Here is a 15114-nt window from a genome sequence, read left to right on the forward strand (position 1 = left end):
AAAGTCCTCACCATCCTCAACGCCATGCTCAGGGACCAAAAACAATGGCAACCCGCTTGACGAAGAACACAGTCGCTAAGGCGCTCCCCATAGGGCGTGCGCAGCGACCTACAGGGAGCCTCGAAGGATGCACGACCGAGCTGCACCCGGGCCGTCGCCCTTCGACGGCCGCTGAAGAAGCGGCCACCTCAGGGTGACGGTGACGGATGAGTGCCAACTGCCTGCGCCCCGCCCCTCCTTCACCTTTGCTCGCGTCCATTTTGATCGCGGGACCGACCATCCGGATTGACACGGTGGTGACATCTGGTTTCGATCCGCCTCCCCCGTGGACGGAGCCGATCATGTCAATTCAGTCTTCCATCAGGCGCAAGACCGCGCCGGACATCCGGGCACGCAAGCAAGGCGAGCCGATCGTCATGCTGACATCCTATCACGCGCATACGGCAGCGCTGGTGGATCTGCATTGCGACGTCATTCTGGTCGGCGATTCCCTTGGCAACGTCATGCACGGCTTCGAGACGACGGTGCCTGTTACGCTCGACATGATGATCCTCCAGGGCGCCGCGGTGATGCGGGGATCCAGGCAGGCGCTGGTCGTGGTCGATATGCCCTTCGGATCGTATGAAGGCTCCAGGGAGCAGGCGTTCAACTCTGCGGTACGGATCATGAAGGAAACGCAGTGCGGCGCGGTGAAGCTTGAGGGCGGCGTTCGCATGGCGGAGACGATTGCATTCCTGTCCGGGCGCGGCATTCCGGTGATGGGTCATATCGGCCTCACGCCGCAATCCATCAACACGCTCGGTTCGTTTCGCGCCCAAGGGCGCAACGAGATGGACTGGGGCCCGATCGAGGACGATGCGAAGGCCGTCGCCGATGCCGGTGCATTCTCGGTCGTCGTCGAAGCCGTGGCCGAACCGTTGGCGCGCAAGATTACGGAGACGATTGCGATCCCCACGATCGGCATCGGTGCGAGCGCTGCCTGCGACGGTCAGGTGCTCGTGCTCGAGGACATGCTCGGGCTGTCGCCACGAACCCCGAAATTCGTCCGGCGGTACGGCAATCTCGGTCCGGCCATCGAAGCCGCGATCGAAGGCTATGCTGCCGACGTGCGGTCACGCGCCTTTCCCGGGCCTGAACACGTCTACGAGATGAAGAAGCGTTGACGATGCGCAGCAAGCGGTCAGGCACCGCTCGCGCCGCCCCCTACTTCTTCACCTTGCTCGCATCCATCTTGACGGCGGGATCCAGCATCTTGGTCGTGAACGCCGTCGAGACGTCGAACGGCTTCTCCATGCCGAGATAGGTCTGGACCAGTTCGTAGTCCTTCTTCATCCGCTCGCCATCGATCCAGCCGAGACTCTTGGTGGTGGTGAACTCGTCCGTCATCAGATACTTGATGCGCTCCCACTGGCGTTCCTGGTTCGCCTGGTCGAGACCGGAGACCTGGTCGAGCAGCGCCTTCAGGCATGGCGTGACGTCGGCGACGCAGGCCGCAAAGGCCTTCTGCGAGATGCGCACGAACTCCTCGACGAGTTTCGGGTTCTTCTGGAGATAGGCGCCGTTGACGATCAGCGAATTGCCGTAGGGGTTGAGCCCGATGTCCTTCCAGTTGACGTAGCCGAGATCCTGTCCGAACTCGATCACCTTCAGATCGTGCTCGTTGTAGAAGTCGCTGATGATGTCGACGGTATGGCTCTTCAGCCCCGCGATCTTCGCGGTCGGCCCGATATTGACGAAGCTGACGGCATCAGGCGCGATGCCCGCGGCCTTCGCAAAGGCTGGCCACATCACGCGCGAGGCATCGCCTGGCGGATTGCCGATCTTGTGGTTCGGGAAATCCTTGACGCCATTCACGCCGTAGCTCTTGAGCCAGTAGAAGGTCTGGCCGGTGTTGGCGTAGATGCTCATCAAGGCGACGTCGTCGGCGCCCTTGCTCTTCGCGACCAGCATGGTGGCGAGATCGGCGATGCCGAAGGGCGAGCCGCCGGAGCCGACCTTGGCGGCGGAGACGCCGGAGCCCTTGCCGACCTCGATGGTCAGGTCGATGCCCGCCTTCTCAAACCAGCCCTGCGCCTTGGCGTAATAGAACGGCGAATGGTCGGCCGTCGGCGTCCAGTTCAGGATCAGATTGACCGCCTCCCCCGCGCTCGCCGGCACCGCCGGCATACCGAACATCAGGGCCAAAGCCAGGGTCGAGCCCGCCGCCTGCAAACGCTTCATCGCATCTCTCCTCATTGCCGCGACCCGGCTTGTCGCTCTCCCCATGTGAGGATACCAATGCAACAAGCCCGCCCTCGACTTGTCAACTGTCTGGTTGGAAATGCCCGCAAAACGTTCAGGCGACACCGTGCCGCAGCGGCGCGATCCCGTCGCCACCCGCAAGAAGCTGCTCACCGCGGCGCGCCTGGAATTTGCCAGGCACGGCTTTGCGGGCGCCCGCGTCGACGAGATCGCCGAGCGCGCCGGCGTCAACAAGCAGCTCGTCTACCACTACTTCGGCGACAAGGATGCGCTTTATCTCGCTGTGCTCGAATGGGTTTACGCCGATATCCGCGAGCAGGAGCGCCAGCTCAACCTCGAAGGCCTGCCGCCGGAAAAGGCGATCCGGAAGCTGATCGAGGCCTCATTCGATTACCTCGCCACGAACCCCGATTTCATCGTGCTTCTGAACGACGAGAACCGCGGCGGCGCGCGCCACGTCCGCGGCTCGACGCGGCTGGAGGCAATGCATTCGCCGCTGGTGAAGAGCGTATCCCACATCCTCCACGAGGGCGTCCGCGCCGGCGTGTTCCGCAAGGGGATCGACCCGATCCAGCTCTATATCTCGATCGCGGGCCTCAGCTATTTCTATCTCTCCAACACGCCGACACTGTCGGCGATCTTCGGCAAGGACCTGTCGAGCCGGGCAGCAAAGCGCGCTCGCCGCCGGCACGTCGCCGATCTCGTGCTGCATTCGCTCCGGCCGTAATCAACCAATTGGTTGAAACTTTCCGCAAGGCCGGTTAGGCTCAGCCCCAGCGGCAAGGTGGCTGCTGGCAACAGGGAGCAACCGGTGACAGGAGACGGCGCACGCGCCTCGCGCAGCATTGCGGTCATCCTGATCGTGCACCTCGCCGTGCTCGTGCTCTGGCAGCTCGCGGTCGACGCCTTCCACGTGCCGAAATTCATCCTGCCCTCCCCGCTCGCGACAATCCAGACGCTGGGAACCGCGAGCTATGCCTGGGGCGCCAACACGCTGGTGACGGCCATCGAGATCCTCGGCGGCTTTGCGCTCGGCGCCTTCGTCGGCGTCGCGCTGGCCGTGATCTTCAGCTGGGCGCCGCTGCTGAGCCTCGTGCTGCTGCCGTTGTTCGTGACGCTGAACATGATCCCGAAGGTCGCACTCGGCCCGCTCTTCATCGTCTGGTTCTCCTACGGCATCGTGCCGAACATCCTGATCGCCTTCAGCATCTGCTTCTTCCCGATCCTGCTGACCACCGCGCGGGGCCTGCGCGAGGTCGAGCCGGACCTGCTCGATCTCGTCAAATCGCTGCGCGGCTCGCGCTGGACGCTGTTCCGCAAGATCCAGTTGCCGGGATCGCTGCCTTACGTGTTCTCCGGCATGAAGGTCGGCGCCATCCTCGCGGTCGCCGGCGCCATCGTCGGCGAGTTCATCGCCTCCGAGCGCGGGCTCGGCTACCTCATGATCCAGGTCCAGTCGTCGCTCGACACGCCCGCGATGGTGATGGCCGTGGTGCTGCTGACACTGCTCGGCGTCGCGCTCTACGGCCTGGTGCTCGCCCTCGAACGCATGTTCGTGGTCGGCGATGCAAGGCAGACTTAACTGAAGGACCGCCCCATGCTGCTCACTCGCCAGACGCTGCCGAAGACTATTCCCGATATCGCCGCGCTCGACGATCTGCTGTGCCGGCCGACGCAAGCGCTGATCGACGACCTCGCCAGGGTCGAGGGCGACATCATGATCCTCGGCGTCGCCGGCAAGATGGGCCCGACGCTGGCGGGGCTCGCGAAAGCCGCCGCGCCGGATCGCCGCGTGATCGGCGTCGCCCGCTTCAGCGACGCGAGCGTGAAGGACTGGCTGCACGCGCGCGGCGTCGAGACCATCAATTGCGACCTGATGGACGAGACCGCGATTCATGCGCTGCCGAAGGCGCCCAACATCATTTTCATGGCCGGCCGAAAATTCGGCGCCGAGGGCGACCTGTCGCTGACCTGGGCGATGAACGCGCATGTACCGGCGCTGGTCGCACAGGCCTTCCCGTCGTCGCGGATCGTGGCGTTCTCGACCGGCTGCATCTATCCGTTCGTGCCCGTCGGCGGCAAAGGCTCGACCGAGGAGATGGCGCCGAACCCGCCCGGCGAATACGCCCAGTCCTGCGTCGGCCGCGAGCGCATGTTCGAGTATTTCTCGCGCAAGTTTTCGACGCCGGGCCGGCTGTTCCGGCTCAATTACGCGATCGACATGCGCTATGGCGTGCTGCACGACATCGCCACGAAAGTGCTCACGGGCGTGCCGATCGACGTCAGCATCGGTCATGTCAACTTCATCTGGCAGGGCGATGCCTCCGCTCAGGCACTGCGGTGCCTGGCGCATTGCACCGCGCCGACCTCGCCGATCAACGTCAGCGGCCACGAGATTTTGGCGGTGCGCGATCTCGCGCAAAAGTTCGGCGCGCGCTTCGGCCGCGCGCCGGTGCTGACGGGCAAGGAAGAACCGACAGCGTGGCTCACCGACACGTCCAAATCCGTCGAGCTGTTCGGCCTGCCGGTGGTCGACACCGAGCAGCTAATCGCCTGGACCGCGGATTGGGTCTCGCGTTCCATGCCGAGCCACGGCAAGCCCACCAAATACGAGGTGCGCGATGGACGCTACTGACGGTCCGCCCGTCCTCAAGCTCGGCGTCGAGGATGCGATCGCAGGACTCGCGCTCTCGACGGAAGCTCACTGGAACCAGACCGAAGAGGACTGGCGCGTCTTCCTGCACGACGGCGTCGTGTTCGGCATCCGCGACGGCGCGCGACTGGTCGCAACAGCCGCTCTGCTGCCCTACTCCGGCAACAACGCCTGGATCAGCATGGTGCTGGTGTCGGCAACCCACCGCCGCCGCGGCCTTGCAACACGCCTCGTCGACGCCTGCCTGGAGACTGCGCGCAAGAACGGCCTGACGAGCTGGCTCGACGCCACGCCCGACGGCGTCGCCGTCTATGGCCCGCTCGGCTTCACGCCGACGCTGCAATTGCGCCGGCTGAAGCTGGTGAAATCTGCTCAAATGGCCACGCGGCCACCTTCATCCGCGACGCTCGAGGCGCTTCGCGCGCGCGACCGCCGCGCCACCGGTCTCGACCGGACCGCCCTCCTCTCGGCCTTCGCGCAGCGCCCGGGCTCGCGAATCGTCTCTGCCAACGGCGCCATCGCACTGGTGCGGGACGGCCGAACCGCGCGCCATATCGGCCCGGTGTTTGCCGATCACGCCGCCGCCGCGCTGGCCTTGGTCAATGCGGTCGCGCAATCGCAGGAGCGACCGCTGCTGATCGACGCCGTCGCGTCGCAAGCTGCGTTCCTGGAAGGATTGACCGCCTCAGGCTGGACCATCGAGCGGCCGTTCCAGCGCATGCGGTTCGGCCCCGCCACTCCTGCTGCCGAGGAAACGCCGTTCGCCGTCGCCGGCCCTGAATTCGGATAGGACATCATGCACCACAGCCAGATCAACAGCGACATCCGCAAGCTGATTGCCGAGGGCACCGTGCTGCCAGCGCACCCCCTCGCACTCACCGCCGAGCGCCGGCTCGACGAAAGACATCAGCGCGCCCTGACGCGCTATTACATCGATGCCGGCTCAGGCGGCCTTGCCGTCGGCGTGCACACCACGCAGTTCGCGATCCGCGACGTCGGCCTCTACCGTCCCGTGCTCGAGCTCGCCGCCGAGACCGCTGCGAACTGGACCAAACGTCCGCTGGCGATGGTCGCGGGCCTTGCCGGCCCAACGCAGCAGGCGGCCACTGAAGCCCGCACCGCGCGCGATATCGGTTATCACGCAGGGCTCCTCAGCCTTGCTGCGATGAAGAACGCCTCCGAGGATGAGATCATTGCGCATTGCACGGCGGTCGCCGCCGAGATCCCGCTGGTCGGCTTCTACCTCCAGCCGGCCGTCGGCGGCGTCATCCTGTCCACCCGCTTCTGGCAGCGTTTTGCTTCGATCGACAACGTCATCGCGATCAAGATCGCGCCCTTCAACCGCTACCGGACACTCGACGTGCTGCGCGGCGTCGCGGCCGCCGGCGCGCTCGACCGCGTCGCGCTCTACACCGGCAATGACGATCACATCCTGCTTGACCTCATGCTGCCGTTCGACCTGCGCGACAACGGCGTCACGACGCGCACCTATTTCAAAGGCGGCCTGCTCGGCCACTGGTCGGTCTGGACGGCGAGCGCCATAAAACAGTTCGAGCGCTGCAAGGCGGCGCGGCACAAGGACAGCGTGCCGGCCGATCTGCTGGCGCTCGACGCCCGCGTCACCGACTGCAACAGCGCCTTCTTCGATGTCGCCAACAATTTTCACGGCTGCATCGCCGGCTGCCATGACGTGCTGCGGCGTCAGGGCCTGATGAAAGGTCTGTGGTGCCTCGATCCCAACGAGGGCCTGAGCCCGGGCCAGAAGGACGAGATCGACCGCGTCTGTCGCGAGCACTCCGACCTCAGCGATGATGGCTTCGTCGCCGACAACCTCAGCAAATGGCTGGCATGAGCTCAAAACCCTTCATCAGCCTGAGCGGCGTCCGAAAGGTCTATCGCAGCGGCGGCGCCGAATTTCTCGCGGTGTCCGACGTCACGATGGACGTGCAGGAAGGTGAGCTCGTCTCGCTGGTCGGCCCGTCCGGCTGCGGCAAGACCACGGTGATGAAGATCTTGGCCGGCCTGCACGGCGCGGACGGCGGCACGGTCAGAATCGGCAATGCCAAAAGCCCGTTCGATCCGACCCGCGACATCGGCATGGTGTTCCAGCAGGCCTTGCTGCTGAAGTGGCGTACCATCCTGGACAACGTGCTGTTGCCGGCCGAGATCGTCGGCCTGCCGATGAAGGCCGCGCGCGAGCGGGCGCGCGACCTGCTCAACCTGGTCGGGCTCGCCGGCTACGAGCAGAAATATCCGCGAGAGCTCTCAGGCGGCATGCAGCAACGCACCGCGATCGCGCGGGCCTTCATTCACGATCCAAAACTGATCCTGATGGACGAGCCGTTCGGGGCGCTGGACGCACTGACGCGCGAGCAGATGAATCTGGAGATGCTGCGGATCTGGCGCGAGAGCGGCAAGACCATCATCTTCGTCACGCACTCGATCCAGGAAGCCGTGTTCCTGTCCTCGCACTGCGCCGTGCTGACGGCGGGACCGGCCAAGATGGCCGACTACTTCCCGATCGACCTGCCCTTCCCGCGCGACCTTCCGCTCAAGACGACGGACGCGTTCGGCGCCTATGCGCGGCGGATCTATGCGAAGCTGGGTCTGGGCGCGGCGTAAGACGCCAAACGACAGGTGCCGTAGGGTGGGCAAAGCGAAGCGTGCCCACCAATTTTACGAAACGCGGGGCAGTCGTGGGCACGGCGCAAGCGCGCCTTTGCCCACCCTACGAGACTGTCATTCCGGGACGCGACGAAGTCGCGAGCCCGGAATCCATCGGGCGGCACTACGCGTAGTAAAATGGATTCCGGGTTCGCGCCAGGCGGCGCGCCCCGGAATGACGACGACAATCAGGTCTTGTTGCGCATCTTGCTGAGCAGATAGTTGTCGTAGAAGTTTTCCGCGATCTGCGTGTAGAACAGCAGCTCCTTCATATAGGCGTCGTGGCTTTCCTTGGTGCGCTTGAACAGGTCGCTCTTGGCGGCGAGCTCGTTCAGGTGGTCCTGGGTCGCGTTGTAGCAGGCTTCCATCACCGGCTGCGGGAACGCCTTCAGCTCCGCGCCGTTGGCGATCAGCCGCTTCAAAGCCGCCGGATTCACGCTGTCGTACTTTTCGAGCATCCAGGCGCCGGCCGCGGAGGCGGCCTGGTTGACGATCGCCTGGTACTGTTTCGGCAAGCTCGCCCACTTCTCGTCATTGACGATCATGTGCAGCATCGCGCCGCCTTCCCACCAGCCGGGGAAGTAATAGTACTTGGCGACCTTCTGGAAGCCGAGCTTCTCGTCGTCATAGGGACCCACGAACTCGGCGGCGTCGATCGAGCCCTTCTCCAGCGCCGCATAGACGTCGCCGCCGGCGAGCTGCTGCGGCACGATGCCGAGCCTGGCCAGCACATGGCCGCCCATGCCGGCGATGCGGAATTTGAGGCCCTTCAGATCGTCGACGGTCTTGATTTCCTTGCGGAACCAGCCGCCCATCTGGGTGCCGGAATTGCCGCAGAGAATGGCGTGCGTCTTGAAGGGTTTCAGTGCCTCGTTGGCGAGGTCGGCGCCGCCGCCGAAATGCCACCAGGATTCCTGGTGGCGGTGGTTCATGCCGAACGGCGCGCCGGTCGCGTAGGCCAGCGCCGGCTCCTTGCCGATGTAGAAATAGAGCGGCGTCTGCGCCATCTCGACGGAGGCGACGCTGACGGCATCGAGCGCCTGGAGGCCGGGAACGAGCTCGCCGGCCGCAAAGGTCTGGATCTGGAATTTGTTGTCGGTGGCCTCAGCGACGTATTTCGCAAAGGTCTGCGCGGTGCCGTAGATGGTGTCGAGCGACTTCGGGAAGCTCGAGGTCAGGCGCCATTTGATCTCCGGCGTGCTTTGCGCGATCGCGGGTGCGGCAACCAGCGTCGTCGCGCCGGCGACCGCGCCGCCCTTGAGGAATGTACGACGTTTCATGTTGGGGTCTCTCCCTAAATCAAGGCTTGAAATGGATGGCCTTTGGTCGGTCTTGGGCCACGGTCTTCCCGGACCGTTTGCCTGTTCCCGAGGCAGAGTTCAAGCTGTGAGAACACATGGCGCCGCGGCCATCGACGCCGAAACAGCGCACCAAGCCAAGGCCTTGCCGGCAACTCCTCAGGCGCCCTGGAGGACGATCGACAGCGCCCGCTGCAATTCCTTGAATGCGCGCCTCACGCGGCCGCGGCCTCCTCGTACAGGCCGGCAATGAAATCGCCGAACCCTGCGGGCGTCGGCTGCTTCGTACCGGCGCGATCGACGCCTGCAATGAATTCTGCGATGTCCATGCGATCCTGTCCCTCGGCGCGAAACGCGCCTGGCCTTGGTCGCAGGCGCACAGGCGTGGGTTCGACGCGGTTGGAAAGGAGGATTGCCCTGCTCAGAGCAGCTTCGCACTCACGAACAGCGCGCGCACGGCGTTGGTCGCCTGCACCACGAGCATGGCGTTGTCGGCGGCGCCTTCGAGCGCCGCGATCGCGTCTTCATGGAGCGAGCGGAATTCCATCCACTCGACCGATTTGAAGTTGGTGAGGAATTGATAGGCCTGGCCGACGGTCGCAATCGCCAGCGTGTCGCCATTCAGCTTGATCTTGAACGTCGTACGCAGCGGGGTCTCGGAACTCTGGGTATCAGTCATGGGCTGCTTCTGGAGGATGACGGCTTAACGAAGGGAAAACGGCAGCCCCGCCGTTCGGCAAATATCAGGAGTCGGTGCTGGCGCGTTGCGCGGCTATCGCCGATCCACTCAGGCTCGGCACCACGACCAGGCGGTTGAACTCGCCATTGTCCCAGGCCTTGAGGAAACGATCATAGTCCTTGATCGAGACGCAGCCGTTGGAGTCGCCGCGCGGTCCGAGCATGTAGCTGTGGGTGAGAAGCCCGACGCGGCCAAGCGCGCTGGTGCCCTCGGTCGGCGTCAGGCGCAGCGCGCGGATGCCGTGGAACAGCTTTTCACGCGGCTTCAGATCGTAGGTCGCGGGCGGGGTCGCACCCACCATCCGCTGGTCGACATGCGCCGGGTCGTCCATCATCGCGCCCATGCCCGAATGCGCTTCCAGCGCGACGCCGCTCGGCAGGTAAAGTGCCTTGGCCTTGATGTCATAGACCGCCGTGCGCGAATCGTAGCCGAGGGCGGCGAGATCCGGCGCCTTGGCGAACAGGCCGCTGTCCGGCGTCAGCGAGGCCAGCTTGATCTTGGCCGTAAACTTCTCGAAGAAGTTGCGGTTGTCGACCTTGGGGGTGGTCTCGGCATAGGCCTGGCTGGAAGCGATCTGGGCGGAGAAGTCCGCCTGCGCCGGGCGCGAGCGCGGCATCGGAACGGCATCGGCGCGCTGCGAGGGCTTGGTCTCGTCAACCACGTGCCGGTCATCATCGGTCAGGGTCGAGCGCCACTCGTCGCCCTGGAGTTTCTGGGCCAGCATCGCCTTGGCATCGCGCAGCTTGAGCTGGACCGCACTCAAGGCGGAGCGCTCCATCGCCCGCAGGCCAAGCTCACGGGCGGGCGTGTTGCTGGATGCCGAAGCGAAACGGTCGTCAAACGAAGGGCTATTGGCCGGCGGCAGTGCGGTGGCGGGCGGCAGTGAGGCGGTGACCAGCGGGGTCGAATCGCCGAGGTCAGCGACCCAGGCAGCGGCGCCCAATGCCAGCGCGACTGCGGCCAAAGACAGCAGTATCGTCTCCGCTCGCCCAATACGGCGGCGCGACAACAGCCTCTCGGCGCTTGCGCGGTCGGAAACCATCAGATCCCCAAATCGACCCCCGGGGGGCCCAACCCCCACCCGGAGACTCTATACCAGCTACCACATTGGGAGCCAAAAGTTAGGCATAATCGCGGCCGCCGAGGCATCCCAGGATACCCGAATGACCAATCCTTTCGATCTAGAGCGCTTCGTCCGGGCCCAGGACCCGGTTTTTCGCGACATCCGGGGGGAGCTGACCCGGGGCCGGAAGCAGAGCCACTGGATGTGGTTCGTCTTCCCACAAATCTCGGGCCTCGGTTTCAGCGCCATGTCGCAGCGCTATGCCATCGGCTCGCGCGCGGAGGCCCGAGCCTACCTCGCCCACCCCGTGCTTGGCCCGCGACTCATTGAATGCACCACCCTCGTGCTCGCCGTCGAGGGACGAACCATCAACGCCATCCTCGGCGCGCCCGATGACGCCAAATTCCGTTCGTCGATGACGCTGTTCGGCGCGGTGTCCGACGAGCCCGTGTTCGATCAGGCGCTCGCCCGGTATTTCGCAGGCGAGCGCGACGGCGCCACGCTGGAGATTCTCGCCAGGCTCGATCGGCCGACGCGCTAGCGCGATCTTCGTCTCGACGAATGGACGCATGCCGGCGGGGCATGGCGCCCGGCAGCGTAAACCCCGGATTAACACCGGCTGCCTATCGTTTGCGCAGAATAATTTTTCTTCCCCGCGCCAATTGCCGGACAGAACATGAAAATCGGTACGCTCCTGACCACCGCCATCGTCTCGCTCTCGACCGTCGGCGGCGGTCTCGCCGTCTACGTCGCCGTAACGAAGTACCAGACGATGGACAGGATCGCCGAAGCGCAAGGCCGGCTCGCGATCGTCCGCGCGGCGAGCGACATCCCGCGCTATCTCAATCCCGAGCGCGGCTTCGCCACCAACATCCTCTACGGGCCCGCGACCGTCGATCCGGCGCAGCTCACCGAGCACGACAAGCTGCGCAAGCAGACCGACGGCGCCCGCGACAGGATGAATGCGCTGCGCAAGGAGCTGCCCGGCCCGTTCGACGACGGTAACACCATCGGCGGCAACATCGACGCCATCAATTCGAAGTTCACAGCGCTGCGCGAAGCCATCGACAAGGCGATCGCGGGACCGGCGGACGCCCGCAAGGACGCGGCCAAGAAGGTCGTCGCCGACAACGCCGTGCTCAACGCCGGCATCACCGCGCTGCTCAACGAGCAGGTGCGCCGCATGGCGATCCTCAACGGCGATGCCTACCGCCAGGCCAACAATGCCAATATCGCCATGACGCTGCGCGACATCGGCGGCCTCAATGCCAGCGTGCACAAGAACCTCGTCGGCGGCAAGAAGGTGGCCACCGATGCCGAGAAAGCCGACGTGGCCCGCATGCAGGGCCGCAACGACCAGATCGTGATGTCGCTGATGGAATTGCGTGGCAATCCCGCGACCCCGGCCAATGTCGGCACCGCGCTCGAGACGATGAATGCGCGCTATGTCGAGGAGTTCGGTCGCGAGCTCAAGCTCGTCAAGGACGGCGCCGTCACCGGCAAGTATGAGCACGACGTCGAGACCTATTACGCGGCGTCACAAAAGGGGCTCGGCTCGATCATCGGCGTCCGCGACGCGCTCTACGACAACGCCGAGCAGATCCTCGCCGGCGCCTCCTCCGCCGCGCGCACCAGCTTCACGATCGCACTCGTCGGCCTCCTCGCTGTGCTGATCGCCAGCGCCGGCCTCATCGTGATGGTCCGCCGCCGCGTCTGCGGCCCGATCGTCAGCCTGACGACGCGGATGTCGCGCCTTGCCGACGGCGAGGTTGCGGAAGAGATCCCCGGCGCCGAGCGCTCCGACGAGATCGGCGCGATGGCTTCCGCCGTCCAGGTGTTCAAGGACAACATGATCCGCGCCGACCGGCTCGCGGCCGAGAAGCAGGCCGAGAACGACGGCAAGATGCGCCGCGCCCAGGCGCTCGACGGGCTCACCCGCGCGTTCGAGGCCAAGGTCAGCGAACTGGTCGGCGGCCTGTCCCGCGCTTCGTCCACCATGGAAAGCACGGCGCAGTCGATGACCTCGACCGCGGCGCAGACCAACAGCCAGGCCGCGGTCGTCGCCGCCGCCTCGCAGCAGACCTCGACCAACGTGCAGACGGTCGCAAGCGCGACCGAAGAGCTGACCTCCTCGATCTCCGAGATCGGCCGTCAGGTGGCACAAAGCACCGAGATCGCGGCCCGCGCCGTCGACAACGCCCGCCGCACCGGCGACACCGCGCGTGCGCTCGCCGAGGGCGCGCAGAAGATCGGCGACGTCGTCACGCTGATCCAGAGCATTGCCGAGCAAACCAATCTTCTCGCCCTCAACGCCACGATCGAGGCCGCCCGCGCCGGCGACGCCGGCCGTGGCTTTGCGGTCGTCGCATCCGAGGTGAAGTCGCTGGCCGGCCAGACCGCCAAGGCCACCACCGAAATCTCCGAGCAGATCACCGCGATCCAGTCCGCCAGCGACGAGACCGTCGCCGCGATCCGCAACGTCGCCGACGTCATCGCCGAGATCGACCAGATCGGCACCGCGATTGCGGCTGCGATCGAGGAACAGGGCTCGGCGACCCGGGAGATCTCCCGCAGCGTCCAGGAAGCCGCCCGCGGCACCCAGGAGGTCAACACCAACATCACGGGCGTGCAGCGCGCCGCCGACGACACCGGTGCCGCGGCCCGGGAAGTGCTGGGCGCAGCCGAGCAGCTCTCGACCCAGTCGCGCGACCTCGCCGGCCAGTTCGACCGCTTCCTCGGCGAGGTCAGGGCCGCCTAGTCAACCTAGTACGGCGGCGCCTTGCGCGCCCGCTGGGCCTTGGCGGCTTCGATCCACCACAGCAGGTCGTCGGCAAAGCGCGGGAACGAGCGCTCCAGGGCCTTGCCGCCCTCGCCGATCGGCTCATTCTCGGCCGACAGCGTCTGCGCGATCGGTCCGACGCCGATGGTGCTCGACACCACGACCATGCCCATCTCCGACAGCGTGCCATGCCAGGCGGTCGAGGCGCGTGCTCCGGACAATCGGCCGGCCGAATAGCTCACGATCGCGGCCGGGCGCCAGAACCACTCTTCCAGGAAGTGATCGGTGAGGTTCTTCAGGCCGGGCTGGATGCCCCAATTGTATTCGCCGGTGACGAAGACAAAACCGTCGGCGCCGCGGATCTGCCCCGCCAGCTTTTCGAGCGCCTCGGGTGCCGCCCCCTTGGGATATTCCTTGTACATGCGGTCGAGCATCGGCAGGCCGATCGCCTTGGCGTCGATGAACTCGACCTCCTCGCCGCGCTGACGCAGGCGATCGATGACGAAATTCGCAAGGCGGACGCCCATGCGGTCGGAACGGTAGGAACCATAGAAGACGAGGATGCGATTGCTCATGGCCGGCACGCTAGCACGAAACGGCGGAACGGCCCCAACCGATTTGCCGCGCTATCGTTTTCGCCCCAACTCCAGTGTTTGCGACGGCGTCTCGCCGAACTGGTCGCGATAGCTTCTGGAGAAGTCACTGAGGTGCCAGAAGCCGAACGCCAGTGCGACGGCCTTGACGCTGTCGGCACCGGCGAGCAGGCGCTGGCGCACGAGCCACAAGCGGCGCAGGCGCAAATAGCGATGCAGGCTCATGCCGCGATAGCGGCGGACGACGTCGTGCAGGGTGCGGACGGACAGGTTGAGCTTGCGCGCAATCTCCTCGCTGTAGATCGGCTGCGAGAGGTCGTCGGACAGAAGCGCGCGGATCTCCCGGAAGATCCTGAAGTTCCGCTCGTCATTGGGACGCAGGGTCCATCGCGCGGGAACGACGCTTTCGAACGCGTCGTCGACGGCGCCAAGCAGGGACTCCTTCATGGCTGCGGCCTTCAGCGGCACGTCCGCGGCTCCGATCGGCTCCGACGCGGCAGCCAGCACCTCCCGAACCAGGCTGCGCAGCCGGTTCAGGCCCGCAACCGTCGTTTCAAATATCTTGAAGCTGGATGTCGCGTGCGGCCAGCCGCGATCCGTCACCTCCGGCCTGAACATCACCGAGGCAATTTGCCGCTGCACCTCCTCGATGGTGGTGTAGGCAGCGCCGCCGCTGCCGATGACGATGACCGGTCGGGCCCGCTGCGAGCCGTTGAAGCGGATGGGCACGTTGAGCTCGTCCATCGTGAATCCGATGGCGGTGCAATTCTCGACGAGCTGCGCGTCGACGACGCGGGGAAACGCCCGCGTGAAATTCACGTCGCAACCGGGCAGCGACAGAATGGTCTGCTCGGCCGAAATCCTCCGTACGAAGGGCGTGAACTCGAAATTCAGGCCTCGTATGGCATTTCGAAATTCATCGACGTCGGAGAAGCGAAATACCTTGGGCGCCAATCCGGGCGAGTCATTAATACTGTTCATGGCAATGTGAAACTTCGCGTCGCAACAACGCGCGTCCGGCGACAATGCCGGTCCGAGTTTCCCCCTTTCGGTTGTCCCGTTCGACCGAAAGAATCATCCTAGC

General features: G+C 65.3%; 15 protein-coding genes. 9 read left to right on the forward strand and 6 right to left on the reverse strand.

The genetic code is table 11. The features are described 5' to 3' along the window. Nucleotides 1-341 precede the first annotated feature (341 nt). A complete protein-coding gene (panB, locus tag JQ627_RS21685) occupies nucleotides 342-1163 on the forward strand; it encodes a 3-methyl-2-oxobutanoate hydroxymethyltransferase (RefSeq protein WP_212486177.1) in 822 nt (273 codons plus the stop codon). A 40-nt stretch (nucleotides 1164-1203) separates the two neighbouring features. On the opposite strand, the gene JQ627_RS21690 is transcribed toward panB, so the two are convergent. Further along, nucleotides 1204-2220, reverse strand: a complete 1017-nt coding sequence (locus JQ627_RS21690; protein WP_212486178.1) for an ABC transporter substrate-binding protein — start codon at nucleotides 2218-2220, stop codon at nucleotides 1204-1206. A 100-nt stretch (nucleotides 2221-2320) separates the two neighbouring features. Between JQ627_RS21690 and JQ627_RS21695 the strand changes: the two genes are divergently transcribed. The 6 genes from JQ627_RS21695 to JQ627_RS21720 all read left to right on the forward strand — a co-directional run bounded on the left by JQ627_RS21695 (nucleotide 2321) and on the right by JQ627_RS21720 (nucleotide 7516). After that, complete coding sequence (locus JQ627_RS21695; RefSeq protein ID WP_212486179.1) at nucleotides 2321-2968, forward strand: TetR/AcrR family transcriptional regulator; 648 nt, start codon at nucleotides 2321-2323, stop codon at nucleotides 2966-2968. 84 nt (nucleotides 2969-3052) lie between these two features. Next, on the forward strand, nucleotides 3053-3823 hold the full coding sequence (locus JQ627_RS21700) for an ABC transporter permease (protein WP_212486180.1): 771 nt from the start codon (nucleotides 3053-3055) through the stop codon (nucleotides 3821-3823). 15 nt (nucleotides 3824-3838) lie between these two features. Next, nucleotides 3839-4876, forward strand: a complete 1038-nt coding sequence (locus JQ627_RS21705; protein ID WP_212486181.1) for an NAD(P)-dependent oxidoreductase — start codon at nucleotides 3839-3841, stop codon at nucleotides 4874-4876. After that, the gene (locus JQ627_RS21710) at nucleotides 4863-5684 is read left to right on the forward strand and encodes a GNAT family N-acetyltransferase (protein WP_212486182.1); all 822 of its coding nucleotides are present in this window, start codon (nucleotides 4863-4865) and stop codon (nucleotides 5682-5684) included. Before JQ627_RS21705 ends, JQ627_RS21710 begins: the two co-directional genes overlap by 14 nt. Nucleotides 5685-5690: 6 nt before the next feature. Next, nucleotides 5691-6746: a dihydrodipicolinate synthase family protein gene (locus tag JQ627_RS21715; protein WP_212486183.1), complete on the forward strand. Its 1056-nt coding sequence runs from the start codon at nucleotides 5691-5693 to the stop codon at nucleotides 6744-6746. Next, nucleotides 6734-7516 (forward strand): ABC transporter ATP-binding protein, encoded by a 783-nt coding sequence (locus tag JQ627_RS21720; RefSeq protein ID WP_212486184.1) that lies wholly within the window; start codon nucleotides 6734-6736, stop codon nucleotides 7514-7516. The genes JQ627_RS21715 and JQ627_RS21720 overlap by 13 nt, the downstream gene beginning before the upstream one ends. Before the next feature lie 230 nt (nucleotides 7517-7746). Here JQ627_RS21720 and JQ627_RS21725 read toward each other — a convergent pair whose 3' ends face one another. The 3 genes from JQ627_RS21725 to JQ627_RS21735 form a co-directional block, all read right to left on the reverse strand. After that, nucleotides 7747-8838 (reverse strand): TRAP transporter substrate-binding protein, encoded by a 1092-nt coding sequence (locus tag JQ627_RS21725; RefSeq protein WP_212486185.1) that lies wholly within the window; start codon nucleotides 8836-8838, stop codon nucleotides 7747-7749. A gap of 439 nt (nucleotides 8839-9277) precedes the next feature. Then, nucleotides 9278-9535 (reverse strand): hypothetical protein, encoded by a 258-nt coding sequence (locus tag JQ627_RS21730; protein WP_212486186.1) that lies wholly within the window; start codon nucleotides 9533-9535, stop codon nucleotides 9278-9280. Nucleotides 9536-9599: 64 nt separating this feature from the next. After that, nucleotides 9600-10568, reverse strand: a complete 969-nt coding sequence (locus tag JQ627_RS21735; RefSeq protein ID WP_212486367.1) for a DUF2778 domain-containing protein — start codon at nucleotides 10566-10568, stop codon at nucleotides 9600-9602. Between the two features lie 190 nt (nucleotides 10569-10758). Between JQ627_RS21735 and JQ627_RS21740 the strand changes: the two genes are divergently transcribed. Both JQ627_RS21740 and JQ627_RS21745 read left to right on the forward strand, forming a co-directional pair. Next, the gene (locus JQ627_RS21740) at nucleotides 10759-11199 is read left to right on the forward strand and encodes a DUF1810 domain-containing protein (protein ID WP_212486187.1); all 441 of its coding nucleotides are present in this window, start codon (nucleotides 10759-10761) and stop codon (nucleotides 11197-11199) included. A 135-nt stretch (nucleotides 11200-11334) separates the two neighbouring features. Continuing rightward, on the forward strand, nucleotides 11335-13416 hold the full coding sequence (locus JQ627_RS21745; protein WP_212486188.1) for a methyl-accepting chemotaxis protein: 2082 nt from the start codon (nucleotides 11335-11337) through the stop codon (nucleotides 13414-13416). Between the two features lie 5 nt (nucleotides 13417-13421). Here JQ627_RS21745 and JQ627_RS21750 read toward each other — a convergent pair whose 3' ends face one another. Continuing rightward, nucleotides 13422-14012, reverse strand: a complete 591-nt coding sequence (locus JQ627_RS21750; RefSeq protein WP_212486189.1) for an NADPH-dependent FMN reductase — start codon at nucleotides 14010-14012, stop codon at nucleotides 13422-13424. A gap of 51 nt (nucleotides 14013-14063) precedes the next feature. Beyond that, nucleotides 14064-15011, reverse strand: coding sequence for an AraC family transcriptional regulator (locus JQ627_RS21755; protein WP_212486190.1), 948 nt, complete (start codon nucleotides 15009-15011; stop codon nucleotides 14064-14066). Nucleotides 15012-15114 lie beyond the last annotated feature (103 nt).

Source organism: Bradyrhizobium liaoningense, from assembly GCF_018130785.1.
Lineage (GTDB): Bacteria > Pseudomonadota > Alphaproteobacteria > Rhizobiales > Xanthobacteraceae > Bradyrhizobium > Bradyrhizobium liaoningense_A.

Coding starts and splice junctions, on each gene's coding strand:
- JQ627_RS21705 (WP_212486181.1), top strand. CDS start 3,839: ATGCTGCTCACTCGCCAGACGCTGCCGAAGACTATTCCCGATATCGCC.
- JQ627_RS21695 (WP_212486179.1), top strand. CDS start 2,321: ATGCCCGCAAAACGTTCAGGCGACACCGTGCCGCAGCGGCGCGATCCC.
- JQ627_RS21715 (WP_212486183.1), top strand. CDS start 5,691: ATGCACCACAGCCAGATCAACAGCGACATCCGCAAGCTGATTGCCGAG.
- JQ627_RS21725 (WP_212486185.1), bottom strand. CDS start 8,838: ATGAAACGTCGTACATTCCTCAAGGGCGGCGCGGTCGCCGGCGCGACG.
- JQ627_RS21745 (WP_212486188.1), top strand. CDS start 11,335: ATGAAAATCGGTACGCTCCTGACCACCGCCATCGTCTCGCTCTCGACC.
- JQ627_RS21740 (WP_212486187.1), top strand. CDS start 10,759: ATGACCAATCCTTTCGATCTAGAGCGCTTCGTCCGGGCCCAGGACCCG.
- panB (WP_212486177.1), top strand. CDS start 342: ATGTCAATTCAGTCTTCCATCAGGCGCAAGACCGCGCCGGACATCCGG.
- JQ627_RS21690 (WP_212486178.1), bottom strand. CDS start 2,220: ATGAAGCGTTTGCAGGCGGCGGGCTCGACCCTGGCTTTGGCCCTGATG.
- JQ627_RS21755 (WP_212486190.1), bottom strand. CDS start 15,011: ATGAACAGTATTAATGACTCGCCCGGATTGGCGCCCAAGGTATTTCGC.
- JQ627_RS21750 (WP_212486189.1), bottom strand. CDS start 14,012: ATGAGCAATCGCATCCTCGTCTTCTATGGTTCCTACCGTTCCGACCGC.
- JQ627_RS21720 (WP_212486184.1), top strand. CDS start 6,734: ATGGCTGGCATGAGCTCAAAACCCTTCATCAGCCTGAGCGGCGTCCGA.
- JQ627_RS21730 (WP_212486186.1), bottom strand. CDS start 9,535: ATGACTGATACCCAGAGTTCCGAGACCCCGCTGCGTACGACGTTCAAG.
- JQ627_RS21710 (WP_212486182.1), top strand. CDS start 4,863: ATGGACGCTACTGACGGTCCGCCCGTCCTCAAGCTCGGCGTCGAGGAT.